General features: G+C 63.4%; 22 protein-coding genes. 14 read left to right on the top strand and 8 right to left on the bottom strand.

The genetic code is table 11. The features are described 5' to 3' along the window. Nucleotides 1-9 precede the first annotated feature (9 nt). Genes KSS95_RS15340 through KSS95_RS15330 form a run of 3 tightly spaced genes read right to left on the bottom strand, consistent with a single transcriptional unit; the run spans nt 10 to nt 2,197 of the window. Nucleotides 10-708 (bottom strand): ABC transporter permease, encoded by a 699-nt coding sequence (locus tag KSS95_RS15340; RefSeq protein WP_217847926.1) that lies wholly within the window; start codon nt 706-708, stop codon nt 10-12. 10 nt (nt 709-718) lie between these two features. Next, the gene (locus KSS95_RS15335) at nt 719-1,408 is read right to left on the bottom strand and encodes an ABC transporter permease (protein WP_217847925.1); all 690 of its coding nucleotides are present in this window, start codon (nt 1,406-1,408) and stop codon (nt 719-721) included. 12 nt (nt 1,409-1,420) lie between these two features. Further along, nucleotides 1,421-2,197, bottom strand: a complete 777-nt coding sequence (locus tag KSS95_RS15330) for an ABC transporter substrate-binding protein (RefSeq protein ID WP_217847924.1) — start codon at nt 2,195-2,197, stop codon at nt 1,421-1,423. Nucleotides 2,198-2,502: 305 nt separating this feature from the next. Here KSS95_RS15330 and KSS95_RS15325 point away from each other — a divergent pair, with 305 nt between their 5' ends. Next, nucleotides 2,503-2,856 (top strand): hypothetical protein, encoded by a 354-nt coding sequence (locus KSS95_RS15325; RefSeq protein WP_217847923.1) that lies wholly within the window; start codon nt 2,503-2,505, stop codon nt 2,854-2,856. Nucleotides 2,857-2,966: 110 nt separating this feature from the next. Here the strand turns inward: KSS95_RS15325 and KSS95_RS15320 are convergent, their stop codons facing one another. Further along, nucleotides 2,967-4,334: a hypothetical protein gene (locus tag KSS95_RS15320; protein ID WP_217847922.1), complete on the bottom strand. Its 1,368-nt coding sequence runs from the start codon at nt 4,332-4,334 to the stop codon at nt 2,967-2,969. Between the two features lie 314 nt (nt 4,335-4,648). Here KSS95_RS15320 and KSS95_RS15315 point away from each other — a divergent pair, with 314 nt between their 5' ends. From KSS95_RS15315 to KSS95_RS15295, 5 genes are all read left to right on the top strand, one after another. Continuing rightward, on the top strand, nt 4,649-5,851 hold the full coding sequence (locus tag KSS95_RS15315) for a DUF3142 domain-containing protein (RefSeq protein WP_217847921.1): 1,203 nt from the start codon (nt 4,649-4,651) through the stop codon (nt 5,849-5,851). Further along, complete coding sequence (locus KSS95_RS15310) at nt 5,838-7,973, top strand: hypothetical protein (RefSeq protein WP_217847920.1); 2,136 nt, start codon at nt 5,838-5,840, stop codon at nt 7,971-7,973. Before KSS95_RS15315 ends, KSS95_RS15310 begins: the two co-directional genes overlap by 14 nt. A gap of 73 nt (nt 7,974-8,046) precedes the next feature. After that, nucleotides 8,047-8,472 carry a PA0061/PA0062 family lipoprotein gene (locus KSS95_RS15305; protein WP_217847919.1) on the top strand — a complete coding sequence of 142 codons (426 nt, stop codon included), beginning with the start codon at nt 8,047-8,049 and terminating at the stop codon, nt 8,470-8,472. A gap of 56 nt (nt 8,473-8,528) precedes the next feature. Further along, nucleotides 8,529-9,149 carry a dTMP kinase gene (locus KSS95_RS15300; protein ID WP_217847918.1) on the top strand — a complete coding sequence of 207 codons (621 nt, stop codon included), beginning with the start codon at nt 8,529-8,531 and terminating at the stop codon, nt 9,147-9,149. Nucleotides 9,150-9,200: 51 nt separating this feature from the next. Next, nucleotides 9,201-10,166, top strand: a complete 966-nt coding sequence (locus tag KSS95_RS15295; protein ID WP_217847917.1) for a hypothetical protein — start codon at nt 9,201-9,203, stop codon at nt 10,164-10,166. A 119-nt stretch (nt 10,167-10,285) separates the two neighbouring features. Here KSS95_RS15295 and KSS95_RS15290 read toward each other — a convergent pair whose 3' ends face one another. Continuing rightward, on the bottom strand, nt 10,286-11,296 hold the full coding sequence (locus KSS95_RS15290; protein ID WP_217853995.1) for an aldo/keto reductase: 1,011 nt from the start codon (nt 11,294-11,296) through the stop codon (nt 10,286-10,288). Between the two features lie 92 nt (nt 11,297-11,388). Here KSS95_RS15290 and KSS95_RS15285 point away from each other — a divergent pair, with 92 nt between their 5' ends. Next, nucleotides 11,389-12,288 (top strand): LysR family transcriptional regulator, encoded by a 900-nt coding sequence (locus tag KSS95_RS15285; RefSeq protein WP_217847916.1) that lies wholly within the window; start codon nt 11,389-11,391, stop codon nt 12,286-12,288. Nucleotides 12,289-12,521: 233 nt separating this feature from the next. Here KSS95_RS15285 and KSS95_RS15280 read toward each other — a convergent pair whose 3' ends face one another. Next, nucleotides 12,522-13,166 carry a PA3715 family protein gene (locus KSS95_RS15280; RefSeq protein ID WP_217847915.1) on the bottom strand — a complete coding sequence of 215 codons (645 nt, stop codon included), beginning with the start codon at nt 13,164-13,166 and terminating at the stop codon, nt 12,522-12,524. A gap of 660 nt (nt 13,167-13,826) precedes the next feature. Here KSS95_RS15280 and KSS95_RS15275 point away from each other — a divergent pair. From KSS95_RS15275 to KSS95_RS15260, 4 genes are all read left to right on the top strand, one after another. Further along, nucleotides 13,827-14,711 carry a GNAT family N-acetyltransferase gene (locus KSS95_RS15275; protein ID WP_217847914.1) on the top strand — a complete coding sequence of 295 codons (885 nt, stop codon included), beginning with the start codon at nt 13,827-13,829 and terminating at the stop codon, nt 14,709-14,711. A gap of 27 nt (nt 14,712-14,738) precedes the next feature. Continuing rightward, a complete protein-coding gene (locus KSS95_RS15270) occupies nt 14,739-15,722 on the top strand; it encodes a fatty acid desaturase family protein (RefSeq protein ID WP_217847913.1) in 984 nt (327 codons plus the stop codon). Nucleotides 15,723-15,825: 103 nt separating this feature from the next. Then, nucleotides 15,826-18,678, top strand: coding sequence for an RHS repeat domain-containing protein (locus KSS95_RS15265; RefSeq protein WP_217847912.1), 2,853 nt, complete (start codon nt 15,826-15,828; stop codon nt 18,676-18,678). A gap of 11 nt (nt 18,679-18,689) precedes the next feature. Beyond that, nucleotides 18,690-21,626 (top strand): RHS repeat domain-containing protein, encoded by a 2,937-nt coding sequence (locus KSS95_RS15260; protein WP_217847911.1) that lies wholly within the window; start codon nt 18,690-18,692, stop codon nt 21,624-21,626. 21 nt (nt 21,627-21,647) lie between these two features. Here the strand turns inward: KSS95_RS15260 and paaX are convergent, their stop codons facing one another. Further along, nucleotides 21,648-22,574: a phenylacetic acid degradation operon negative regulatory protein PaaX gene (paaX, locus tag KSS95_RS15255; protein WP_217847910.1), complete on the bottom strand. Its 927-nt coding sequence runs from the start codon at nt 22,572-22,574 to the stop codon at nt 21,648-21,650. 59 nt (nt 22,575-22,633) lie between these two features. Continuing rightward, on the bottom strand, nt 22,634-23,233 hold the full coding sequence (gene paaY, locus KSS95_RS15250; RefSeq protein ID WP_217847909.1) for a phenylacetic acid degradation protein PaaY: 600 nt from the start codon (nt 23,231-23,233) through the stop codon (nt 22,634-22,636). A 497-nt stretch (nt 23,234-23,730) separates the two neighbouring features. Between paaY and paaG the strand changes: the two genes are divergently transcribed. From paaG to paaI, 3 genes are read left to right on the top strand one after another with little or no spacing between them, the layout of a single operon-like run. Beyond that, complete coding sequence (gene paaG / locus KSS95_RS15245) at nt 23,731-24,525, top strand: 2-(1,2-epoxy-1,2-dihydrophenyl)acetyl-CoA isomerase PaaG (protein ID WP_217847908.1); 795 nt, start codon at nt 23,731-23,733, stop codon at nt 24,523-24,525. 2 nt (nt 24,526-24,527) lie between these two features. Then, nucleotides 24,528-26,045 (top strand): 3-hydroxyacyl-CoA dehydrogenase PaaH, encoded by a 1,518-nt coding sequence (paaH, locus tag KSS95_RS15240; protein WP_217847907.1) that lies wholly within the window; start codon nt 24,528-24,530, stop codon nt 26,043-26,045. After that, entirely contained in the window at nt 26,038-26,487 is a 450-nt protein-coding gene (paaI, locus tag KSS95_RS15235; protein WP_217847906.1) for a hydroxyphenylacetyl-CoA thioesterase PaaI, read from the top strand. Before paaH ends, paaI begins: the two co-directional genes overlap by 8 nt. Nucleotides 26,488-26,779 lie beyond the last annotated feature (292 nt).

Here is a 26,779-nt window from a genome sequence, read left to right as displayed (position 1 = left end):
GAGCGCTCCTTAGTGCTTGCGCGGGGCCAGGTAGGCCAGCCAGCGGCGTTCGGCCAGCTTGAACAGGCGCACCAGCATGAAGGTCAGGGCCAGGTAGATCAGCCCGGCGGTAATGAAGGCCTCGAAAGGCAGGTAATAGCGGGCGTTGAAGGTCTTGGCCGCGCCGGTGATGTCCACCAGGGTGACGATCGAGGCCAGGCTGGTGGTCTGCAGCATCATCAGCACCTCGTTGCTGTATTGCGGCAGGGCCCGGCGCAGCGCCGAGGGCAGCAGGATGCGCCGGTACAGGGTCAGGCGCGACATGCCCATCGCCCGCGCCGCCTCCAGTTCGCCGCGCGGCGTGGCGCGCAGGCTGCCGGCCAGCAGTTCGGCGCTGTAGGCACTGGTGTTGAGGGCGAAGGCCAGGCAGGTGCAGAACGTCGCGCTGGACAGGTATGGCCACAGCACGCTTTGGCGCACGGCTTCGAACTGGGCCAGGCCGTAGTAGATCAGGAACAGTTGCACCAGCATCGGCGTGCCGCGGATCACATAGGTGTAGAGCCAGGCCGGCACGCGCAGCAGGCAGTTGCGCGACACCCGCAGCAGCGCCAGCGGGATCGCCAGGGCCAGGCCGCATGCCAGGGACACCAGCAGCACCTTGAGGGTCAGGGCGATGCCATTGAGGTATAGCGGCAGGTTCTGCCAGATCAGCAAGTAGTCGAGCATCATCGCGAGCTCCTTACAGCTCGGCAGGCTTGAGGCCCACCGAGTAACGTTTTTCCACACCCTTCAACAGCAGCAGCGAGACACTGGTCAGCAGCAGGTACAGCGCCGCCACGGCCAGGAAGAAGGTGAACGGCTGGTGGGTGGCATCGGCGGCGTTCTTGGCCTTGAACATCATGTCCTGCAGGCCGATCACCGAGATCAGCGCGGTCGACTTGGTCAGCACCAGCCAGTTGTTGGTGAACCCCGGCAGCGCCAGGCGCACCATTTGCGGCAGGCTGATGCGCCAGAACACCTGCCAGGGCGCCATGCCATAGGCGGCGCCGGCCTCGGCCTGGCCTGCGGGCAGGGCCAGGAACGCACCGCGGAAGGTCTCCGAAAGGTAGGCGCCGAAGATGAAGCCCATGGTGCAGACCCCGGCGATGAATGGGTTGATGTCGATGTACTGCGGGTAACCCAGGGCCAGCGCGAGGCGGTTGACCAGGTCCTGGCCGCCGTAGAACACCAGCAGGATCAGCACCAGGTCGGGGATGCCGCGCACCACCGTGGTGTAGACCTCGCCCAGGGCCGCCAGCCAGCGCAGCGGCGACAGCCGACACAGCGCGCCGAACAGGCCCAGGCCGATGGCCACGGCCATCGCCAGCAGGGCCAGGTTGATACTCAGCCAGGCGCCATCGAGGATGCTCGATCCATAGCCATGCAACATGATGGGCACCCTTTATTGGCCGTAGATATCGAACGGGAAGTACTTGCTCTGCACCTGTTGGTAGGTGCCGTTGGCGCGGATCGCGGCGATGGCGGCGTTGAAGCGCGCCAGGTTGGCGCTATCGCCCTTGCGCACGGCGATGCCGGCGCCACGGCCGAAATACTGCGGGTCGTTGATGTCCGGCCCGACCAGGGCGAAGCCTTGGCCGGCGGCGGTCTTGATGAAGCTTTCCTCGGTATTGACGCTGTCGGCCAGGGTGGCATCCAGGCGCCCGGCGGTCAGGTCGAGGAAGGCCTCGTTCTGCGCCGCGTAGCGCACGATCTCGACGCCGGCCGGTTCGAGCTGCTCGGTGGCGAAGCGGTCGTAGGTGGAGGCGCGCTGCACCCCGACCCGCTTGCCCTTGAGCTCCAAGGCCGGGTTGTGCAGCTGGCTGCCAGCCTTCATCGCGAACTTGCCGGGGGTGTGGTAGTAGCGGTCGGTGAAGTCCACTGACTTGAGGCGGTCTTCGGTGATCGACATCGACGACAGCACCGCGTCGATCTTGCGCACTTTCAACGATGGGATCATGCCGTCGAACTCCTGGATCACCCACTGGCATTTCACCTGCATCTGCGCGCACAGGGCGTTGCCGATGTCGTAGTCGAAGCCGGCCAGCTCGCCGGCGGGGGTGCGGTAGGAGAAGGGCGGGTAGGCGGCCTCGATGCCGATGCGCAGGCTGTCCTGCTCGGCCTGGGCGAATGCGCTCAAGGCACAGAGTGCCAGCGCGAGGGGAAGTCCGGTCTTGTTCATGTTTTCGACTCCGGTGGGTAGGGCGGTACCGGCCAGCGGTGGCATCGGCGAAATGCAAAATGACACGTTTAATTTCACAAATCAATACGGTGAAAATAAACATGTCAGAGTCGGTGACTGATGGTCTGCGCCTGTAGCCCCATAGCGCTCTGCCCAAGGGCTGCACGACGGTGCCGAGCAGGCGTTGCCCCATAACCAACTGGCCTAACGGGCCGCGCCCGCAGAGGCTAGTCTTGGTAATCGTGAGCTAACTATTAAAAAGGCAGGTATCGGTCCAGCCCTTGCCCTGGGGGATCGGAGGTTAGATGAAACGCTCGATGACAGGCCTGGCCCTGGCCGCCGGCATGCTACTGGCCGGTTGCGCGCATGACCCGGATATACGCGCAGGCCACGACAACACCTTCGGCGCCACGGCGAAAAGCCCGTCGCGCTACCTGGGCTGCGTGAAAAGTGAGCTGCCAGGCTCGGTACAGACCTTCCTGGTGCAGAACCAGGATGGGCTGGAGCTGTACCTTGCCAGCACCGACCCGAACAAGGCCGACGGCCTGGTCAAGGTCAGCGCCACTGGTGGCCAGCACCCGTACGCGGCCTACCAGCGCAACGCCTGGTACGACCATGGGCGCTTGCTCGATGCCGCGCAGGTATGCGCCAGGAGCTAGTGAGCAGCAGATCCTCTACTGGAAACTCCAGGCAGCGGGTCGAGCACAGGCGGACGATCGCGGCGCAAGTCATTGATCGCCATTGGACCGCGTGACGCTATTAACAGGGCTTATACCCAGACAGGACAGGTGGCAATCCTGGAAGCGCAACCACTGCACATCTTGTGGGTGACCTTGCGCTGCCAGTACGACAGCCCAACCGTGCCATGAGTGAAACCCGCAAGCGCACGCCGGTTATGGGTCTCGTGCTGAATGTTCCAACCGTGGGAAAGGTGATCGCTTATTGCCCCCGCTTTGGGATGCCCATACTGCGCACCGTGAGAAAAGGCGAGTGTGGACATCCCACTGTAGTACGCATCGGGAATGGCGTGAGCGTGGGTCAGGTTGGCGCCGTGATGGCTGGCGACCAGATGGAAGATCTCCATCGGTTGGCTTGCGTTGGTCAGTATGGATGAGTATTCGGCATCGCCAGGGCATAGCGCATGATCGCCATAGCGCGTGCACAGCAGTGCCGACAAGGCCAGCCCCGTATTATTGTTGTCCCATTTGACCCCGGGCTGCGGCACGCACTTGATGATCCAGTGACCAGCGGCGGAACGTACCGAGTTCATCAAGGTCGGCCAGATCATCAGGTTGCCATGCCGGTGCAGGGCCAGCGCCAGCCGCCAAGCAGTGGGTGTAAGGCGCTGGCCCAGCCCGCCTCGACCTCGGCTGGGAACGAGCCATTTACGATCTGCGATTGCACGCGAATCCCAGTGGATCACCGCGCCGGTTCTGCCATAGTGCGGCCCGCCCCCCACCGCGGCCGCCCAGTGATCCATGTCCCAATGGGACAGAACGACCGGAGGCGGCAGGGTGGCAGGCGGGGAGGATAACGGGTCCAGGGCAGGGGTCGGCAAGGTTGGGTAATTCCATCCTGTTGGCACACCGAAATCGAAGAACAGATGCACCTTGGGCGGTGATCCAGGGCATGCGCCCGCATCGACCAGCGCGTTGCAGTTGCCCTGGCCGACGTCATAGACGACGAGCATTGGCTCGGCGATATCGGCTCCAGCGGCGTCGAGCAACGCTTTGACTTCGGCCTTGGTCGCACGCGGCCCACCTTGCAAACGAGCAAACCGCTCGAGTTTGTTGCGGATGCGGATGTCGTTGAGCTCTTCGACCTGTGTGACCTTGACGCGCTCCCGTGGGGTGTCCGGCGATGCCTGCAGGGGATAGAGCGCACCATTGGCATCGGCGAGAGCGGTTCGCTGGAAGGTCACCCTGTACCAAACGCCTTCACCAAAGGCGTGTGCCGTCACATTGGCCAAGGCTGGAAAGGTCACGGGGGAATCCAGGGCAATCAGCCAGGTCTCGGGCTCCCATAACGCTTCATTGGCGAAAAGCGTTCTCCCGGCGCGGCTGAATGAGCCTGCTTCGACACCGTCGAGCACCAGCGTTCGCTCATCGCCGGTATCCCAGGCGTTTTCGTCGATCAATGCATACAGGGTCCATGTATCCGGCATAGTTGCAGCGGTCCTTGCGTGGCAGAGGGTGCACAGGGCGGTCTCTAGTGTGAAAAGTCTTGGGACGAAGGGTAGGCGAAGCTGTTTTCAACGCAGCATGAACGCGTATCAAGGCTTTTGAGACGCTCACCATGCGCCTGCCTATTGGATAGGAGCCAGGGCAAGTACGCAACAATACGCCTATCGGCAGTCGCACACTGTCTGGCCCCGAGGTGTTCGCCGGGTGCTGCGTTGAGGTACTATCGCCCCCTCGCAACGGCACCCAACCGCGCCAGACAAAGGACTGTATGCCCACCAAGTCGCCCGTGCGCCGCCTGCTCGGCTGTTTCGTTCTTGCCGCGCTCGCCGGCTGCCAGCCGGACCCCGCGCCGCCCCTGGACCAGCAACTGTATATCTGGCAGCGCCAATGGCGCCCGGCCCACGCCCAGGCCCTGGCCGACAGCCGGGCGGATTTCTCGACCCTCAGGGTGCTGGCGCTGCAGGCCCAGCCCAAGGCGGGGTGGAGCAGGGCGCTGGTCGACCTGCCCCGGCTCAAGGTTGATGGCCGCCCGCTGATCGCGGTGGTGCGCCTGGACGGCCAGCTTCCCGCGCTCGACCTTGCCGCCGCCCAAGCCCAGATCGCCCGGCTGCTGGCGGACTGGCAAGCCGCCGGCGTGACGCCAGAGGGGTTGGAGATCGACCATGACAGCGCCAGCGCCCGCTTGCCTGGGTATACCGCCTTCCTCCTGAGCCTGCGCGAGCGACTGCCGCCCGCCATGAAGCTCAGCATCACTGCCTTGCCGGCCTGGCTCGCCAGCCCGCACCTGCCCGCGCTGTTGCAGGCGGTGGACAGCAGCGTGCTGCAGGTACACGCGGTCAGCGATCCACGCCGCGGCCTGTTCGACCCGGTGCAGGCCAGGCAATGGGCCGAACGCTGGAGCCACGTCAGCGCCAAACCGTTCTATCTGGCCTTGCCTGCCTATGGCGTCGCGCTGCTGCCTGATACCGGTGGCGCGCCGGTGGTGGAAAGCGAAGTCCCCTTGAACCGAGCCGGCGAGCGCCACGAGCTGCTGGCCGATCCGCAGCAGCTGGCCGACCTGGGCCGGCAACTGCGCAACCAGGCGCCTGCGCACCTGGCCGGGCTGATCTGGTTCCGTCTGCCATTGCCTGGCGACCGCCGCGCCTGGAGCCTGACCACCCTCAAGGCCGTGGCGCGCGGCGAAGTGCTCGCCAGCCAGTGGCGGGTCGAGCTGTCGGAGCAGGCGGGGCTGTACGACATCAGCCTGGCCAACGTCGGCAACCTCGACCTGCCGTTGCCCGCCCAGGTGGCCCTTGCCGTCGAGCTGTGCGACGCCGCGGACGGCGTGAACGGCTACCGCCTGCAACAGTCCCCCGAACATTTGCTGTTCAACCGCCAGTCCAGCGCGCGCATCGCCGCTGGCGGCCGGCGCGCCCTGGGTTGGGCACGCTGCCATGGCATCGATCAAGGAGCGTGGAATGTCTACCCCTAACTGGCCCCGGCGCCTGCTGGCGTTGTCCCTGAGCCTGCCGGCCGGCGCAACGCTGGCCTGCGGCCCCGACTTCCCGATGCAGTTGCTGGGTGACCGCGCACAAACCCTGGCCGAGTTGCCAGAAGGCAACTTTGCCTTCGAGGTCAACCGCCTGGGCCAGCAGGTGGCGGGGCTCAAACCCACCACCGACATCACCCTGACCCCGTACTGGGACAGCGACGACAACGCCCGGCCTTATCGCGAGCAGCGCAGCCAGGCCGAGGCCAGCGAGCTGCCGGCGCCGCTGCAGGCGAAAGTCGCGCAGTTGCGCAGCCTTGACGACCCTCGACAGGTCATGGAGCAGGGCGCCGATCTGCCCGCTGAGCTGCGCCTGTACCTGGCTGGCGCGGTAGCCTTCGACACCGACGAGCATGGCCTGGCGGCGGATTATTTTGCCCAGGTGCTGGCCTTGCCCGCCGAGCAACGCAAGCTGCGCAGTACCTGGGCGGCGTATTCACGGGGACGTGCCCTGGCCGCCCAGAGCGAGGCGGCCGGCGATGCCGCGCAGGCGCTTCAAGCCCAGGCCCGGCAAGCGTTCCAGCAGGCCCGGGCGCTCAGTGCCGAAGGTTTCAGCGACCCGCTGGAGCTGGGCGTTGCCAGCCTCGGCGAGGAAGCCCGCCTGGCCAAGCTGGCCGGCGACTGGAACAGCGCCGTGCAGCTGTACGCCAACCAGAGCCGCCTGGGCTCGGGCAGCGGCTATAGTTCATTGCGGCAACTGGCCGACGAACTGGTGGCCATGCCCGATGAGCAACTGCAGGTGCAGTTGCAGCAACCGCTGCCGCGCAAGCTGCTGACCGCCTACCTGCTTAGCCATATCGGCTGGGATTACGAGCGCCAGCAACCGCCCCAGGAACAACGCCTGGCCGACCTGTTGCGGGCCAGTGCCGGCGGGCAACTGGACGATGCCGACCGGCTGGCGGCGCTGAGCTACCAGCAGGGTGACTTCGCGGCGGCCAAGGACTACCTGCAACAGGCAGGCGACACCGGCCTGGCCTGGTGGCTGCGGGCCAAACTGGCCTTGCGCGAGGGCGACAAGGCCCAGGCCGCGGCGGCCTATGCCAAGGCTGCCGCGGCGTTCCCCCGTGAAGAGTCGTGGGGCGCGCGGCAAACCCCGGCGTGGGACTACGAAAGCGTCAAGCCCGGTTGCCGGGTCGAAGGCGAGGGCGCGATCCTGGCGCTGGAGCGCGGCGACTACCTGCAAGCGTTCGACCTGCTGTACCGCAGCCAGGACATCTACTGGCAGGATGCGGCGAACGTCGCCGAACGGGTGCTGACTGTCGACGAGCTCAAGGGTTACGTTGATGCCCAGGTGCCGGCGCCGCCAGCCGTGCAGGCCGAGGAGGGCGGTTACCTAGCGCGACCCGTGGCCACGCAGTTGCGCGAGCTGCTGGGCCGGCGCTTGCTGCGCGAAGGGCGTTACAACGAAGCGCCTGGGTATTTCGCCACGCCGCAGCTGCAAGCCGACGCCAAGGCCTATGGCCAGAACCGCCAGGACGCCAACTCGCGCTGGACCGCCACTGGCCGCGCCGAAGCGCTGTACGCGGCGGCAACCCTGGCCCGCACGGCAGGCATGGAGATTCTCGGTTACGAAATGGCGCCGGACTATGCCTGGCTGGGCGGCAGCTACAGCCTCGGCAGCGCCGAGCTCAAGCCAGGGCCCTTCATTGGCGCGGGCGAGCTGCAGCGTCAACTGGCGAGCGCAGCCAAGCCTGACGCGCGTTACCACTACCGTTATATCGCCGCCGACCTGGCCAACCAGGCCGCGGACCAGTTGCCCCACAGCAGCCAGGCGTTCGCGGCGGTGCTGTGCACGGCGGCCGGCTGGGTGGCGGGCAGCGACCAGGAAATTGCCCTGTATAAACGTTACGTCCAGCAAGGGCCCTTCGTGATGTGGGCGCAAGATTTCGGCAAGCAGTGCGAACAGCCCAGGTTCGACCAGGCCAACAAGCGTTACCTGACCGAGTCACTGGATCAGGCGCGTGCCACGCTGCGGCCCTACAAGGCCCAGGTGCTGCCGGCCGGCTTGGTGGTCGTGGCCGGGCTGGCCTGGCTCTGGCTGCGGCGGCGCAAGTCGAAGGCGTAGGAGGAGGGTGGGTATGGCTCAACTAGACTTAACCTGTAGTTGAGCTATACGACCCGACCATGAGGAACTGATCATGCGCAGGTTGATGCTGTTGTTGCTTGCCATCACCGCGACGCCCGCGTGCCAGGCGCCCATGCCCGCCGCCGACCCACAGATGGCCTGGGTCGACTTGTCGATGCCGTTCCCCAACGACCGTGTGCTGCTGGCCGAACGCCTGGATCGACAGCGCCTGAGCGAGGGCCGTTTCTTCCAGGTCAGCCCCGGCAGCCATGAACTGGTGGTGCGCTTCGATTACGAGGCCAACGGTGGCGGCGGCATGGGCCTGATGGGCGGCACCACCGTGCGCCAGTGCTACCTGACCCTCCAGTACCCGCATTTCCAGGCTGGCCAACGCTACGTGCTCGAGGCACGCTCCATGGCGTTGACGCCGGAGGCCAGGCTGTACAATGCGGCACGCCAGATCGTCGCCGAGGTCAGCGAGTACTACTGCCTGATGTAGCGGCGCCACCTTCACCTTGAGTGTTTTCCCATGCCTGCCCGAGTGTTGCCTGAAGCATGAGTCGATCGCTGTTCATTTCGCTGGATGGCCCCAAGGGTACCGGCAAGACCACCTTGCTGGAGGCCGTCACCCAGGTGCTGCGGGCAGACAACAGGATGGTGATTCGCATCAGCGAGAGAAACCGCGATCCTTACCGGGCAGAAACCATGGCGTTGGTAAACCAGTTCGTCAGGAACCCGTGCCGGGAGTTGGAGCTGCGGGTTTGCCAGCGCCTGGCCGATAGCCGCGCGTGGATCTCGCAGCAGGTGCTGACCCAGCAGCCGGCGGGCAGCATCATCCTGATCGATCGCTGGTATCCGTCCGATGCCGCGTTTCGCCGGTTGGTGCCGTTTGCCGAGATCTTGCAGATGAACCTCGAGCGCAATGTGCGGGTGCCGGATGTGCATGTGGGGGTTGTCACGGCGCCGGAGATTTCCTGGGCCAGGGCGACGGCACGCAGCAGTGGGTTGCGCAGCACGGTGATGCATGCGTTCGATGAACATGTAGCGTGTACCGAGGCGTTCGAGCGGGTGGCTGTGGAACAAGGGTGGGCGCTGTGTCGCAACGAAGGGCGCTTGGAAGAAGCGACGATGCAGGTGGTGGCGCAGATTCGGCGGGTGTTTGCATCGCAGGAATAAGATCATTGTTCACTGGCGAGAGCCTCTTGCAGAAACGACTCGGAGCAATGGATGAATCGTGATGAATTTTTGAAGTCTGATGATGTGCAGGGTTTTGTCTCATGGATGGCGGTGACCCTGCCTGACTTGCCCATCGACCTGCGTTTTGCTCGCAGCAAGTATGTAAAAGGAGGGCTGAACAAAAAGGTCGTGGGTATCGAGGGTGCCCAGCAGGCTTATCAGTGGGCGGGGGAGTGGGACCAGGTGAGCGCTATCCTCCGGGCATTTCGTGAACGCCTACGCCTTGCGTCAGCAAGCAATGACGTGAAATCGGCGTATACCGTATGCGAAGAGATCCTTGAATGGGGAGGGGTTCTCAAACCTGCGTCTGTCTCATTCCTGACGGAACTGGCAAACAGCGGTGAACTGCTGACGTATCTGCACAGCGTCGAGGCGTTGCTGCGACTGGACGGCGCCAATCGGCTATCCGGTATCACCATTAAATCCGTTCCAGCATTTAACTCCGGGCTGACCAAGATCCACGCCATCTTCGACCAAACCGGTTCACCTATCTTGGATGGGAGAGTGGCCGCCGCCGCAGCGACGCTTTACCACCTGTACCGATCGAGTGTCTGTCCGCACAGTGGACCTGCAGCCAACCACGAGATTTTTGCTTGGGATGAGGGCCCAGGGATACAGCTGAGAAACCCCCAGTTGCTCGATGACAAGTACTCGGGGACGCAACGGTTGAATCGAAAAAAACCACACGAATGGGCGGCCCGCCAGTTAAAGCTCGGTTGGATCGTGCGCCACTTGCTGGAAACCCACGGTGAGATCTTCCCAGGGCCGAGCCTCGAAGAACGCTGCCACCGGTTTGAAGCGGGGCTCTTCATGATGGGCTACGACTTGCGGTCAATGGTTGCGAATGGGTGGGACATTCCTGAGCCAATCGTTCTCGCAAGAAAGCGGGTAACGCTGGCTGCGTCGAGACGGCGCGTAAGAAACGCCAAGGCTGCCTTGGATGTGCCGGGCGCATAAGAGGCGAGCGCGCTTGTTATGGCTGATAGCAGGCCATCAGCCAGCATGATCTCAAGGCGTCACTCGCTGACTCCGCAGATCACGCGTCGCAGAGCATCAACGGGCAGATACTAGCTTGCTCAGGCCACACTGCTGGGTACGTTAGTACCCATGCCTTCAGGTAAATAGTGGCTTATCTCTTCTATTTCAGCCTGGCCAAGACGAACGCTGATGGCATCGATCAACCCGTTCACCTGTTCGGGCCGGCGTGCACCCACTATCGCGCCGGAGACTGCCGAATCACGCAGTACCCAAGCGATGGCGATGGCGGCCGCACTGACTCCCTGCCTGGCACCAATGTTTGCCATCACTTCTACCAAAGCGAGATTCTTGCTCAGGCGAGGTTCCTGGAAGTCGGCGCTGCGCGTTTTTCGCCAGTCGTCGTCGGGCAGCTGTGCAATCCGCTCGCGCGTCATGCTTCCCGTCAGTAGGCCAGATTGTAAAGTCGAGTAGGCAATCACGCCGACCTGCGTCGTTGCGCAATAAGGCAGAATCTGCTCCTCAATATCACGCATCAACGCTGAATACGGCGGTTGAAGGGAGGCGATATCGGTGATCGAGCGGGCTCGCTCAAGCTGGGGAACATCGAAATTGGACACGCCAATTGCCCTTATCTTGCCCTGCGCCCTGGCCTGGGCCAAAGTCGCCAAAGCCTCCTCGATGCCTTCGCTGGTCCCATCTGCCGGGAACGCTGGCCAGTGAATCTGATAGAGGTCGATGACATCGACCTGCAAGCGACGCAGGCTGTCCTCAATCTCTTTCATCAGTGACGGGGGGGCGAGCGAATGAGAGATCTCAAGGGTCTCGGGATCCCACACCAGACTGCCTTTGGTGAATACCAGTGGACGACGCGAAGCTGGCACTTGACGCAGCAATTGTCCCGTCAATCGTTCAGCATGCCCCAGTCCATAGACCGCCGCCGTGTCGATCCAGTTGACCCCACGCTCTAGCGCGTACTCCAACGCTGCCAGGCTATCGCGGTCATCCTGTGCCCCCCAGCTGAACTCCCACCCTTGCCCCGCAATGGCCCAAGTGCCCATGCCAATTGGCGAAATCAGCAACTCGGATGTACCCAGTCGATTCTTTTGCATAAACACCTCACGTCGATTGATGCGCAAAGTGTCCATCAGAAGGTTACCGACGATAAGATAGCCAATCGTGTTTGAACTGCTGAATTCTATTCATGAAAACCCCATGTGATCTTTCCGAACTCGACGCCTTCGCCGCAGTGGCTCGCCATCACAGCTTTCGTAAAGCAGCCGACGAGCGAGGCGTATCGGCATCGGCCCTGAGCCACGCCATGCGCGCCCTGGAGGGCAGGTTGGGGGTCAGGCTGCTCAACCGTACCACTCGCAGCGTGACGCCCACTGAAGCGGGCAATCAACTGCTCGCCACGCTGGTTCCAGCGTTGGCGGAGGTCGCCAAAGGGCTGCATGAGCTGACCTTCAAACAGGAAGTTCCCACCGGTACGCTGCGACTGAACGTATCGCGACCTGCAGCTCGCCTCGTCATTGCGCCACTGCTGGCGCCATTCATTGCCGCCTACCCACGTATCAACGTGGAGCTGGTGACTGACGATGGATTGAGCGACATCATCGACAAAGGTTTCGATGCAGGCGTGCGCTTCGGCGAGAGCCTTGCCGGGGACATGATCGCCGTCCCGGTCGGCTCACCACAGGGATTTGTCACCGTTGCCGCCCCCGGTTACCTCAGCAAGCACGGGACACCGGACACGCCACAGAGGCTGCTTGAGCACACCTGCATCGGCAGGCGTTTCCCAAGCGGCAAACTGTACAAGTGGGAATATCTTGCCGAGGGCCGGCCCATGCGCCTGGCCGTGGCAGGACCGTTGATATTGGAAGATGACACCTTGATGATCCAAGCCGCGAAGGACGGTGCCGGGATCGCGTATGTGTATGAAGAAATGGTCAGGGAGTGCATGGCTCAGGGGCAACTGGAGGAAATCCTTGAAGACTGGAAAGTCCTGCCAAGCAGGTTTTTTATCTATTACTCGAGCCGGCGTCACGTACCGCCAGCGCTACAGGCACTGATCGAGTTTGTGCGTGAAACGCAGCAGCCATGAAAACCCAAATGTGAGGGTTGAGGGAAAATTGAAAAACCCTAAGACATTTGCTTGGACGTTCATGAGCTCGAAAGGATGGGCGACAGAGATCGCTTAATGCTCGCTGAAGCGGCCTGGCGAGATTACGCAATTTAACATAATATACATTATGCGCACATTCGTATTAAGCACCACGCCCAGTGGGAGGCCAGATTTCAGCCCCCAACAATGCCTCAGCCACGCTCCGGTCCCGTTCACTGATACGTCAAAGCCTTCGGCAGCGCATAGCGCCTGCCGTCATAATCCAAGCTGAACAGCGTCGTGCGCGGTTCGCCCGGGATGCCCTGGCAATCATGCTCGCCCTTGAGCACGCGCTGTCTTGCGCTCGACACCTCAGTCACGCGCAAGCTGGCGAAACCATTCTTGCCTGATTTGCCGATGGCCAAGGTCCGCGTTGTCTCGCTGAAATCCCCGGCACACAAACCATCCCACTCGCCGTGGCTCTCGGCGACCACCAGGTGGCCCATGATCTGGCGCAGTTGCGAAGCGTCTTTCACATAGAGGCTCAAGGCCTGGTTAACGCATCGCGTCAGAAACAATCGCGGCGCGTTGATAACGGTGGGCCAGGATCTTGCCGCTGCTGGCATCGGCCACCAGCACCTCAAAGCCACCAGCACCTCAAGGCCATAATCACCTTGGCCGTCTTCATCGACGTCCACCTTCATTGGCAAGGCTGTCAGGAGCAGGCTGGCAGCCGCTGGATTGACCTTGCACACGGCATGCTCGCTGTCGAGCTTGAGCGTCGGATGCAGGGTCTGGGCCCAGGCTTGCAGGTATTGGGCGCAATCGCCCCAGGCGATCATGGGGAGCAGCAATGGCGCTACGGTGAACCGGCGCATGCAGGCGTCCCATTCCTTTGAAGGTTTGCCATATTAAATGAAGGGTCTGTAACCTTTATAGGTCAGATACACCCTGCCCTCGTTTTCATGCCCCTGAAATATAACTCAACTAAATAACCATTTAGTTGAGTAAACCTCCTTTTGGATTACTCATATATAGCGGGTTTGACAGCGGGCAATGACGATCTATAGTCGGACGTGCCCTGCGGAAGGATTCCCAGGGCCTGTTCAAGGCAACTACGTAATACAGGAGTTATTGGATGTTCATGCACAGGGATGATGCACAGCCGCGTTATCGGAAAACCCACGCCTCACCTCCCTCAAAGGCCCATGCGACCGCGCGGGCTTGCCACCCATCACGGTCAAGGCGCAGCTGAGATCCGCGACTGTTCGGCACCGTCTTGCCTGCCTGTGACCTGCCCTGCAGTCGTCACCGCGTTGGCGTTTCCGACAATACCCATATAGAGGTGTGCCATGACCTTGAAACACCATGCGCGCAATGCGGTATCCCTTTGCGGGGATATCGGCAATAACAATGATCCATTCAGTTATCGACCCGCTGCGCTCAAGGATAGCGCACGCCTGGCCGAACTGTTTCAGACGGTTTATGGTAATACCACTCACCCCTGCCAAAGTCCCGGTTATATACGCGATTCGCTGATGTCCGGGCTACAACTCTGGTATGTGGTGGAACTTGATTCGATCATCATGGGTTGCGGTTGCATTGCCCGGCGCCCCTGGAACCAGTCCTGGGAGGTCTGTCACGGCGTGGTCCATCCCGCCGCGCGCAGGACCGGCGCCATTTCCAAGCTGATCGAGCTGAGCTTCGACAGCCATCGCCCACAGCCCATGGAGCTGGGGTTCTACGTCACCCGCAACATCGCCAGCCATGCCTTGATGCTCAAGCTCCGGCCTGGCGTACTGGTGGGCCACGACGGCGGTCCCGACACGGTGGACGGCATTCGCGAATACCACCTGACCGCCCTGCTCCCTGCCAAATTGGCTGGCTTGCGGCATATCGCCCCGTGGTACGCGCGCGCCCCCGGCACAGAGGTGATCAGCCAGCACCTGTATCCGGCGCTTGGCCTTGAAGCCAGGCCAGGCACTTATCCGCAGACCTGCCTCAGTGGCCCGGCCAGCCTGGCGAGCCATGGCCAGTTGCTCTACTGCCACGACCCCGACAACAGCACCCTGACGCTGTCGGGCCAGGCGGGCGGCTACCTGCCGCAGCCGCGTGCGCTGGCCGAGATCAACAGCCTGCTGCGCCAATCGCCAGATTTGCAGTACGTCTGCGTACAGATTCTTGCCGACAAGCTGGAGCTGCTCGCCGGCCTGGTCGGCCTGGGGTTCGCCATCACGGCCTACCTGCCCGCCTGGCACCTCGAGGGCGGCGCACGCTACGACTGCATCCAACTGGTGCTGCAGACCTTCGCCAGCCGCCCGCGCAGCCACGGTTTCGACGACCAGGTGACCTTCTTCGACCTGGCCTATGCCCAGCTGGCCAAGCGCCTGTGCGGGCTGCGCCTTGCCCAGGCGCATGCCTGACGCCCACTCTTTCACGGAATCAAGACAATGACCAAAGACCAATGGCTGGCCGCTCGCCAGCAGATCCCCGACGGCGCCAAGGAACCCTGGACCGTCATGTTGTGGCTGGCCGACCTGTTGCTGCTGGTGCTCGCCTGGAACCTGTGGCTGACGGATGCCCTGCTGCTCAAGGTGCTGGGGCTGGTGCTGGCAGGGTTCGCCACGGTGCAGGTCTACCTGATCCTGCACGAGGCCTTGCACGGCGCGGCCGCGCAGAACAGGCGACTCAACGACTTCATCGGCCATTGCAGTGGCTGGCTGATCGCCTTGCCGTTCCTGGTCCGCCGGCGCTTCCACATGGCCCACCACACCTGGACCGCACACCCGCTGAACGATCCAGAAAACCGCGGCATGATCGAGAAGTTCGCGGTGATGACCAAGAAACAAGAGCGCACGCTGGAGTTCATCTGGAAGCACTGGATCCCGATGATCGCCGCCAACCATTTCCTGCTCAACTGGCGCGCACCGTTCATCGCCAGGGCCAAGGGCGATGATTCGCCACGGCTGCTCAAGGAGGTGCGTTTCGCCCAGCTGTACCTGCTGGGGTACGGGGTGGCGGCGGCGCTGGCCTTGAGCCTGGGGCACCTGCTGGATCTGCTGTCGTTCTACCTGATCGTCTGGGTGTTCCTGTTCTTCATGGTCGAACTGCTCAACTTGCCGCACCATGCCGAGGCGCCCCTGCTGGCCAGGGATGCCGAGCGCCTGCAGTTCTGGGAGCAGGACCAGGTGTCCCATGACTGCAAGAGCCTGCCGCTGTGGTCACGTTTCGTGATCCTCAACTTCAACCTGCACATCGTCCACCACGCCTTCCCTTCCGTGCCTTGGTACCGCCTGCCCGAGGTCAACAGGTTGCTGCACGAACAGGAGGTTGGCCATGAGCCTTCGCAAATCCATGAATGGGCCTTTGCCCGAAAAAATCGTCGGCGGCCGTTGCTTCAGCTGATGGGGCACTTCTTCGATCGACGGGGCTAACCCTTGAATTGCACCGCACCTGTTATTTCTATCAGGTGCGGTGCTCGGGCTTGCAGCCTAAGCTGTCCTCCACTGTCCGTCGGCATGCTCAAGGATCAAGCATATGGGCCGTGGAGCACTGGATCGCGACACCCCATCGGTCGCCGTGCGCGGCAACCGTGGCGAAGCTGTCGGTGAAATTCGTTATTGCCGCCACCCCGAGATTCCGGGGCTGGACACGCGCATCACCCGCCAGCAGTGCAACGCCCAGGGCCATCCGGTACAAAGCATCGACCCCAGGCTTGCCGCGCTCCAGCAGACAGACCCGAGCGTAAAAGCCAACCTGGTCCTGCAGCCGGCATTTACCGGCGCAGTGCTTGCCAGCCAAAGCGTCGACGCTGGCAATGTAATCACCTTGAATGACTGCGCCGGTCGCCCGCTGCTGCGGGTCGGTGCCACAGGCGTCATGCGCCGCTGGCACTATGAACAGGCGCCGCAGCCCGGGCGTTTGCTCCAGGTCGATGAGCAACTGCCCGCCGCACCCGCGCAGATTACCGAGCGGCTGGTCTGGGCGGCCAACGACCCGGCAGCGAAGGCGCGCAACCTGGCCGGGCAACTGAGCCGGCACTACGACACCGCCGGCCGGCAGCAACTCGACAGCCTGGGTTTGACCGGCGCGACGCTTTCGGCCACCCGACAACTGCTCGAGGACGGCGACAGCGCAGATTGGCAAGGCGCGGACGAAGCCACCTGGGCAGACCTGCTCGCCCCTGATGTATTCACCAGCAGCTGCAGCGTTGATGCAACCGGGGCGCCGCTGACCCAGGTCGATGCCCAGGGGCATGGGCAACGCCACCACTATGACGTCACCGGAAGCCTGGCGGGCACCCTCCTCGCCCTCAAGGGCATGGGCGAACGGCCAGTCCTCACATCGCTCAGCTACTCTGCCGCCGGCCAGAAGCTGCGCGAAGCCCATGCCAACGAGGTGGTCACCCACTTTACCTATGAGCCCCGTACTCAGCGGCTGCTACGGCTGAAGACCGAGCACTCGGCAAAGGCAACCGTGCTGCAGGACCTGCACTATGCGTTCGATCCGGTTGGCAACGTGCTGCGTGTGAGCAATGCCGCCGAGGCCAGGCGCTTCGCCCGCAACCGCGCCATCGAGGCGGTCAACACCTATGGCTATGACACCTTGTACCAGCTGATCACGACCACAGGCCGTGAAATGGCTGGTTCAGGACGACACAACCGCCAGCGCCCAGCGGCCCTGCCCGTGGCCGCCAACGATGGCAGCTACGCCAACTACACCCGTCGCTATGCCTACGATCGGGGCGGCAACCTGTTGAGCACGGCCCACACCAGCGACGTCGCCGAGCACGACTTCACCTTCAGCCTGACGGTATCCGGCCATAGCAACCGCGCGGTCCCAGACACCCTCACCACGGACCCGGCGCTGGTCGATAGCTTCTTCGATGCCGCAGGCAACCAGCGTCAGTTGCAGCCTGGGCAGACACTGGATTGGACCTGGCGTGAACAGCTGTTGCGGGTGACCCCCGTTGCGCGCGATGTCGCGGGCCTGGATGACCAGGAAAGCTACCGCTACGGCGCTGACGGCCTGCGCATTGTCAAAGCCTCCAGCCGCGAAGCCAAGGCGGTGACCCATCGTCAGCGCGTGCTCTACCTGCCGAGTTTGGAAATCCGCACGCGCCACCAGGATGACGTGCCCAAGGAAGCGCTGCAGGTGGTGACGGTTGGCCAGGCGGGGCGTGCGCAAGTGCGGGCGCTGCATTGGGACAGCGGGCTGCCGGGGGGCATTGCCAATGATGGCCTGCGCTACAGCTACGACAACCTCATCGGCAGCAGTTGCCTGGAGCTGGACGACAAAGGGTTGGTCATTAGCCAAGAGGAATACTACCCCTACGGCGGTACTGCGGTCTGGTCCGCGCGCAGCCAGGTGGAGGCTGACTACAAGACGCTGCGCTACTCGGGCAAGGAGCGCGATGCCACGGGCCTGTACTACTACGGCTATCGCTACTACCAGCCGTTTGGGCGTTGGTTGAGTGCCGATCCGGCAGGCGCCGTCGATGGGCTCAACTTGTACCGAATGGTCCGCAACAACCCGGCGACGCTGAAGGATCTCCTTGGGCTGGCCCCCGGTGACAGCGAAAAAGATGAAGACGTGTACAACAAGTACAGCGCGGTCAAGGCGACGATCGGCATCGTTCATGACGCGGAAGAAGCGGTAGCCGGCTTCGTCAAATCAAAGTCCAGAACCGTCGTGCTGGGCGGGGTCTCGATGATCACGGCGGAATTCTTCAATAGTTTTGTTGGGGCACTGGGAACCGGCTTGAGTGGCAACCCCCTGGTAGGCACCGCTGCGAGCACGACGACCAGTCTGGCTATCAGTGTATCGGGCGCGGTACCTCGGCCGCTCCCTGATACCAACGTGCAAGCGATGGTCGAGAGCCAGACGCGAAGCCTCTTCAGCAAACTGAAGCTGAAGGCCGTGAGTTATGTGAAAGAAGGCGGATTGCGTGACACGCTCGTCAACGCAGGGCTGAACAAGATGCTTGGCTACTTTTCCGGCACAGCTGTATCCCTGCCCTTCATGGCCGTTTACAACGCCAGCAAGTTGATCCGCAAAGCGGCCAACCTGTCGAAGCCTGAACTGATGAAGTCGATGCTGGAGGACCTCTCCAGGCTGGAGCAGTATCTGCAACAGTTGAACGACGAGGTGCTGAAAGCCTTTGACAATGAAGGGGTGCCTATTGGGCTGTACAAGGGGCAGTGGCTGGCAGCGCCTCCCACCGCCAGTGAGCAGGACATCGGTATCAAGGTTTCCGTATTGACGCGCGCGACCAGAAAGAACGAGTGGATCAGCAAGCGCGCCTATATGGAGAACTATGAGCAAGCTCAAAACCATATACGACGCACCCGAACCAAGGTGACGTTATACGCGGCTGCATACAAAAAATGAGGGTGGACCCGGTGGCTGACAATCATGCGCTCCATAAAGGCACGCCCTCTGTGACTGTACAGGGCAATCGCGCAGAGGTCCTTCGCGAAATACGCTATTGCCGGCATCCTGACCTGCCAGGCTTGGATACGCGCATCACCGCACACCGGTGCAACGCCCTAGGCCATCCGGTACAAAGCATCGACCCCAGGCTTGCCGCGCTCCAGCAGACAGACCCGAGCGTAAAAGCCAACCTGGTCCTGCAGCCGGCATTTACCGGCGCAGTGCTTGCCAGCCAAAGCGTCGACGCTGGCAATGTAATCACCTTGAATGACTGCGCCGGTCGCCCGCTGCTGCGGGTCGGCGCCACAGGCGTCATGCGCCGCTGGCACTATGAACAGGCGCCGCAGCCCGGGCGTTTGCTCCAGGTCGATGAGCAACTGCCCGCCGCACCCGCGCAGATAACCGAGCGGCTGGTCTGGGCGGCCAACGACCCGGCAGCGAAGGCGCGCAACCTGGCCGGGCAACTGAGCCGGCACTACGACACCGCCGGCCGGCAGCAACTCGACAGCCTGGGTTTGACCGGCGCGACGCTTTCGGCCACTCGACAACTGCTCGAGGACGGCGACAGCGCAGATTGGCAAGGCGCGGACGAAGCCACCTGGGCAGACCTGCTCGCCCCTGATGTATTCACCAGCAGCTGCAGCGTTGATGCAACCGGGGCGCCGCTGACCCAGGTCGATGCCCAGGGGCATGGGCAACGCCACCACTATGACGTCACCGCAAGCCTGGCGGGCACCCTCCTCGCCCTCAAGGGCATGGGCGAACGGCCAGTCCTCACATCGCTCAGCTACTCTGCCGCCGGCCAGAAGCTGCGCGAAGCCCATGCCAACGACGTGGTCACCCACTTTACCTATGAGCCCCGTACCCAGCGGCTGCTACGGCTGAAGACCGAGCACTCGGCAAAGGCAACCGTACTGCAGGACCTGCACTATGCGTTCGATCCGGTTGGCAACGTGCTGCGTGTGAGCAATGCCGCCGAGGCCAGGCGCTTCGCCCGCAACCGCGCCATCGAGGCGGTCAACACCTATGGCTATGACACCTTGTACCAGCTGATCACGGCCACAGGCCGCGAAATGGCTGGTTCAGGACGACACAACCGCCAGCGCCCAGCGGCCCTGCCCGTGGCCGTCAACGATGGCAGCTACGCCAACTACACCCGTCGCTATGCCTACGATCGGGGCGGCAACCTGTTGAGCACGGCCCACACCAGCGACGTCGCCGAGCACGACTTCACCTTCAGCCTGACGGTATCCGGCCATAGCAACCGCGCGGTCCCAGACACCCTCACCACGGATCCGGCGCTGGTCGATAGCTTCTTCGATGCCGCAGGCAACCAGCGTCAGTTGCAGCCTGGGCAGACACTGGATTGGACCTGGCGTGAACAGCTGTTGCGGGTGACCCCCGTTGCGCGCGATGTCGCGGGCCTGGATGACCAGGAAAGCTACCGCTACGGCGCTGACGGCCTGCGCATTGTCAAAGCCTCCAGCCGCGAAGCCAAGGCGGTGACCCATCGTCAGCGTGTGCTCTACCTGCCGGGTTTGGAAGTCCGCACGCGCCACCAGGATGACGTGCCCAAGGAAGCGCTGCAGGTGGTGACGGTTGGCCAGGCGGCGCGCGCGCAAGTGCGGGCGCTGCATTGGGACAGCGGGCTGCCGGGGGGCATTGCCAATGATGGCCTGCGCTACAGCTACGACAACCTCATCGGCAGCAGTTGCCTGGAGCTGGACGACAAAGGGTTGGTCATTAGCCAAGAGGAATACTACCCCTACGGCGGTACTGCGGTCTGGTCCGCGCGCAGCCAGGTGGAGGCTGACTACAAGACCGTGCGCTACTCGGGCAAGGAGCGCGATGCCACGGGCCTGTACTACTACGGCTATCGCTACTACCAGCCGTTTGGGCGTTGGTTGAGTGCCGATCCGGCAGGCGCCGTCGATGGGCTCAACTTGTACGCGATGGCAAGAAACAATCCCACGACATTCAGCGATGACAGCGGCCTGGATGCGATTAGCGTCCACGAGATGTATCACAAGATGCAGGGTGTAGCTGCTGCTTCACGTATTGTCCAAGAGACCCACGAACACGTTGCCGCTTTCCTGAAAAATAAAAGATCCGCGATTGCCTTTGCTTTTACCTACACCGTCGGTGCGGAGATTCTTGCCACGCTCTACGGAAAGCTGGGAGGTATTGCAGGCTTGGTGGTGGCGGGACCCAAGGGGGCCTACCTGGGGAATTTGCTGGCAAAAGAAGGGGTAAAAGCCATCCTGCCAAAAGTGCCGGCTACCCCCAACATAAAAATAGCCGATCAAATGAAAAAACAAACCCGTGGTGCAGGCGAGGTGGCAACAGACTTTCTCAAGGACAAGCTTCATCCCGAAAAAGTCCGCGACAAGCTGAGCGACAGTGGTACCAATGACCGTCTTACCGATGCGCTGCAGCGTGCTGGAGGCGAAACCTCTGTGGTTCTGCCCATTACACAAGCCGGTGACGCAGCCATGGGCTTATCTATCCCATTCTCTGGCTTCATCCATGCCGTCGAAGACCTTCTCAAGGCGTCAAAACTGACAAAAGAGCAGTTGATCGACACCATGCTCGAGAGCCTTGCGCGGGCTGAGGGTTATTTAATCGAGTTGCATGCATCCATCATGGAAGGGTTCGAAACCCATGGCAGGAGCGTCCAGTACATGCAAGCCGGTACACGGCTGGGCGACTTGGGGCCGGGGGGGTGGACGACTCAACCTAGGAAGGACAGGGGCATAAATGGACAGGATGTCGGTGTAAAAATAGATGTCATTAGGCACCCTTTATCCGGTGGCTGGGCGCTCAAAAATGACTATATGAATACCTACACAATGGCCACGGCCAATATTCAGAAAACCAGGGCTCATATCAATGCGTTTCGCAGTTAAGCCCCGCGCTGCCGGCTTCACTCATGGCTCCAGCCCACCAAAGCGGCGGAAGTAACTCTCGTTGGCATCTGGCAACGGCCCATCCGCCGTTTCCAGCGCATCGGCTAGGTACTCCTCTGCCCTGGCCTGCACCAGGCGATACAGGTTGCGGCACAGTTGCCGGGCGGCGCGCCCTTCCCAATCGCCGGGCAGTAGTTCTTCCGGCAACTGCGGGTCGCGCAGCAGCAGCCGGCGGTACTCGTGAATCAGCAGCATGCGGGCGAGGAAACAATCCTGCGGCTCAGGTGCTTGCAGCGCTTTCATGGCTTGCCAAAGTGGCCTGAACAAACGAATGAATTCGCTGTAGTGCTGCCCCAGTTCGTCGATGTTCCAGCTTTCCCGCACCTGGGCGCGCAGGGCCTTGGAGGCCAGCACCTGCTGGGCCTGGGTCTCGAACACGATGCTGCCATCCTCGGCGTCCTGTTCGCGCAGCGTGGCGGCCAGGTCGCTACGATCGCTGCGCGGACAACCCAGCAGGTTCGGGCCCATGGCGGCAAACCCCTGCCACTCCAGTTCTTCGCGCACGGCCTTGCGCTTGGGCGCCTCCAGTTGGCTGAGCAACACCAGCGTCCAGGCGCCGTTCCACGCCGGCAGGTTGGCGCTGTAGACGCGCTTGAAGGCCTTCTCGAAACGCCGCCGGCCGGTGCCGGTCAAGCTGTAGTAACTGCGCCGGCCGACCTTCTCGGCGGTTAGCCAGCCTTCCTTGGTCAGGCGGAAGATCGAGGTGCGGATCAACCGTTCGTTGATGCCCATCGGTTCCAGCAGGTTGATCAGGCTGCCCAGCCACACCGTGCCGCCGTGGGGCTCGATGGCATCGCCGTACAGGGTGATGATCAGCGAACTGGCGCGGATCGGTGTCTGCTCCTGGAAGCGGGTGATCAGGTGATTCAGGGGGGCAAGGCTGCTCATGAGGGGACGAGGCACGGCTAAAGCCTCGACTATACCTGCCTGCCGCGACCGCGCAAGGCTCATGCGCCACCCTCGGCCTTGGGCCGCACCCCGGAATCGCCCATGCGCGGACGCTGCGGCTCGGCGGCAGACAGCGGCGCGCACTCCACCAGGCCTGCCATGCAGCGCTGCGTCAGGCGGTGGTACTCCGCCGTGCCGCGGCGCTTCCAGGCCAGTTCCTGGTCGCTGAGCGGGCGCTTGACCACGGCTGGGGCGCCCACCACCAGGCTTTGCTCAGGGCACTGGAAGCCGGCTTTGACGAAGGCCGTGGCGGCGACGATGGAGCGCGGGGCGATGTGTGCGCCGTCCATCACCACCGCGTTCATGCCCACCAGGGCATCCTCGCCGATCCGGCAGCCATGGATGACGGCGCCGTGGCCGATATGTCCGTTGCGTTCGATCACCGTGTCGCCACCGGGGAAGCCGTGCATCACACAGGTGTCCTGCAGGTTGGCGCCCTCCTCCATGACGATGCGCCCCAGGTCGCCGCGCAGTGCCGCGAGTGGGCCGACATAGCAGTTGGCACCGATGATCACGTCTCCGATCAGTACGGCGCTGGGGTGGACGTAGGCGCTGGGGTGGATCACCGGGGTGAGGCCGTCGAGGCGGTAGCAGGGCATGGGCGCAGGGCTCGATGTGGTTAGCGGGGTGGATGGAGGGTCTATTGGTTGCTGTTACTTGCTCGTTTCATCTGGTTTTGTATCGTTTTTGGGTGCAGGGCGTTGGCCTTGCCGTGCCTATCAGATCGAGCGCCGCCCGCGCGGCGCATCGCGGATGAATCCGCTCCCACATCTGTTGCAACGTACCGAACCTGTCAGGCCATGGTTGCCAGCCTTGGCGCAGGGCGCAAGAAAGGCGGGGCGGCGGCAACGCCCACGCAAAAACCGCGTCGAGCGCACCAGGCTAACAACCATGGCCTCTCAGACATGGCCACGTTGCAACAAATGTAGGAGCGGATTCATCCGCGATGCGCCGCGCGGGCGGCGCTCGATCTCAAAGGCACCACATACCCAACGCCTTGCCCTTACCAAAAACAAGATACATTACTGCAATACATGAGATACATTTGAGTATCATAATGCGCACCCTCCCATCGACACAACCAAGCGAGCACCCCATGCCTTTCGAGCACATCCTGTTTTCCATCGACGCCGACGGCGTTGCCCTGCTCTCGCTGAACCGGCCCGAGCAATTGAACAGCTTCAACACCGCCATGCACCTGGAGGTCCGCGAAGCCCTGCGCCAGGTGCGCCAGAGCGAGCACGCCCGGGTCTTGCTGCTCACCGCCGAAGGCCGTGGCTTCTGCGCCGGCCAGGACCTGTCGGACCGCAGCGTAGCGCCGGGCGCGCAGATGCCCGACCTGGCCGAAGCCATCGATAACTTCTACAACCCCCTGGTGCGCAGCCTGCGCGACCTGCCGCTGCCGGTGATCTGCGCAGTCAACGGCGTGGCGGCCGGCGCCGGTGCCAACCTGCCGCTGGCCTGCGACCTGGTCCTGGCGGCGCGCTCGGCCAGTTTCATCCAGGCGTTCTGCAAGATCGGCCTGGTGCCGGACTCTGGCGGTACCTGGCAGTTGCCGCGGCTGATCGGCATGGCCCGGGCCAAGGCGCTGGCCATGCTCGGCACTCGCCTGAGCGCCGAGCAGGCCGAGCAATGGGGGCTGATCCACCAGGTGGTGGACGATGCCGCGCTGCGTGACGAGGCGCTGGCCCTGGCCCGCCAGCTCGCCACCCAGCCCACCTACGGCCTGGCCCTGATCAAGCGCGCCCTCAACCAGAGCTTCGATAACAGTTTCGACCAGCAGCTGGAGCTTGAACGCGACCTGCAACGCCTGGCCGGGCGCAGCGAGGACTACCGCGAAGGCGTCGGTGCCTTCATGGATAAGCGCACCCCTGTGTTCAAGGGCCGCTGAGCATGGCCGCCCTCGACAGCGCGGCCCTGGTCGCGGTGATCGGCGCCGGGGCCATGGGCGCAGGCATCGCCCAGGTCGCGGCCGAGGCCGGCCACCGCGTGCGCCTCTACGACAACCGCCCTGGCGCGGCAGCCGATGCGGTGCGAGGCATCGACCGACAACTGGCGCGCCTGGTGGAGAAAGGTCGGCTGAGCCCCCGCACCCAGGTTGCCATCTGCCAGCGATTGCAACCGATCGACAGCCTCGACGCCCTGGGCGAAGCACGCCTGGTGATAGAGGCCATCGTCGAGGACCTCGCCAGCAAGCAAGCGCTGCTGCGCGAACTCGAAGCCCTGTGCGGCAAGGACTGTATCCTTGCCAGCAACACGTCGTCCCTGTCGATCGACAGCCTCGCCGCCGGCTTGCAGCAGCCGCAGCGGGTGCTGGGCATGCATTTTTTCAACCCCGCGCCGCGAATGCCACTGGTGGAGGTGGTGTCGGGCCTGGCCAGCGATCCGCAACTGGCCGCGACGCTGTACGCCACGGCCAAGGCCTGGGGCAAGCAGCCGGTGCAGGTCCGCTCGACACCAGGTTTCATCGTCAATCGGGTCGCCCGGCCGTTCTATGCCGAGAGCCTGCGCCTGTTGCAGGAAGGCGCCGCCGATTGTGCCACCCTCGATGCCGTGATGCGGGAGGCTGGTGGCTTTGCCATGGGCGCCTTCGAGCTGACCGACCTGATTGGCCATGACGTCAACCATGCCGTGACCTGCTCGGTGTTTGAGGCCTTTTACGGCGATCCACGCTTCCAGCCCTCGCTGATGCAGAAGGCGCTGGTCGATGCCGGTCACCTGGGACGCAAGCGCGGCCGAGGTTTCTATTGTTACGACCAGGCCAGCGCGCCGCCTGCAGCCAACGAGCTGGGCAGCCAGGCACTGGTGCAGCGCTGCGTCGTCGAGGGGCACCTGGGCGTGATGCAGCCGCTGCTCGAGCGCTTGCGCGGCCAGGGTATCGGCGTCAGCGAGCGGGCTGGTGCCGGCGTGCTGCGTGTCGGCGACGCCACCCTGGCCTTGTCCGATGGCCGCCTGGCCTGCCAGCGCGCCCGCGAGGACGGCTTGCGCAACCTGGTGTTGCTCGACCTGGCCCTGGACTACGCCAGCGCCACGCGCATCGCTATCAGCGTGGCAGCTGACTGCACCCCTCAAGCGCGTGACCAGGCGGTGGCGCTGCTACGCCAGGCCGGCTTGAAGGTCAGCTTGCTGGCCGACCTGCCGGGCCTGCTGGTGCTGCGCACCGTGGTGACCCTTGCCAACGAAGCCGCCGACGCCGTGCTGCAAGGCGTCGCCAGCGCTGGCGACATCGACCTGGCCATGCGCGCCGGGGTCAATTACCCCTGTGGCCCGCTGGCCTGGGCCGATCGCCTCGGCGTCGGCTTCACCCTGCGGGTGCTCGACAACCTGCAACGCAGCTACGGCGAGGCACGCTATCGCCCTTCCCTGCTGCTGCGCCGCACCCACGCCGAAGGAGGCTGCCTGCATGCCTGAACACTCCCCCCAAGCCCTGGCCCAAGCCTGCGCCCAAGCCATGTTCGCCCGCGACGCCGCCAGCCAGGGGCTGGGCATCGAACTACTCGCTGCCGGCCCCGGCAGCGCCCGCCTGGGCATGACCGTGCGCGCCGACATGATCCAGGGCCACGGCACCTGCCACGGCGGCTACCTGTTCGCCCTGGCCGACTCGGCCTTCGCCTTCGCCTGCAACAGCTACGACGAAGCCGCCGTGGCCCTGGGCTGCAGCATCGACTACGTGGCACCGGCCTGGCACGGCGACCGGCTGATTGCCCATGCCCGCGAACTGAGCCGCAAGGGCCGCACCGGCAACTACGACGTGCGCATCGAGAACCAGCAGGGCGAGCTGATTGCGCTGTTTCGCGGCAAGTCCTACAAGGTGCGCGGCAGCGTGATCGCGCCGCAGGCCGGCCACGACTGAGGTTTGACTTGTATTGGGTAGGTGTGGGAGCGATTTGTATCGTAATTGCAGTCTGCGTGATGTGGGTTCGCCGTTAGATATGCAGCGCCTATCAGATCGAGCGCCGCGCGGGCGGCGCTCGGTTTCATAGGCGCTGCATGGCTAACGGCGGACTCGCTCAACGCCAACACCCTCCCCAGACCGGCAACTGGGAAAGGACCGCATCAAGGCCACCAAGAGCCCGCCACAACCCTTGCAGCGCCTATCAGATCCAGCCCCCCACTAACCCCAACCCGACACACAAATCACATTC

The sequence above is a fragment of the Pseudomonas muyukensis genome, from assembly GCF_019139535.1.
GTDB lineage: Bacteria > Pseudomonadota > Gammaproteobacteria > Pseudomonadales > Pseudomonadaceae > Aquipseudomonas > Aquipseudomonas muyukensis.
This window is presented reverse-complemented; position numbering and strand designations above follow the sequence as displayed.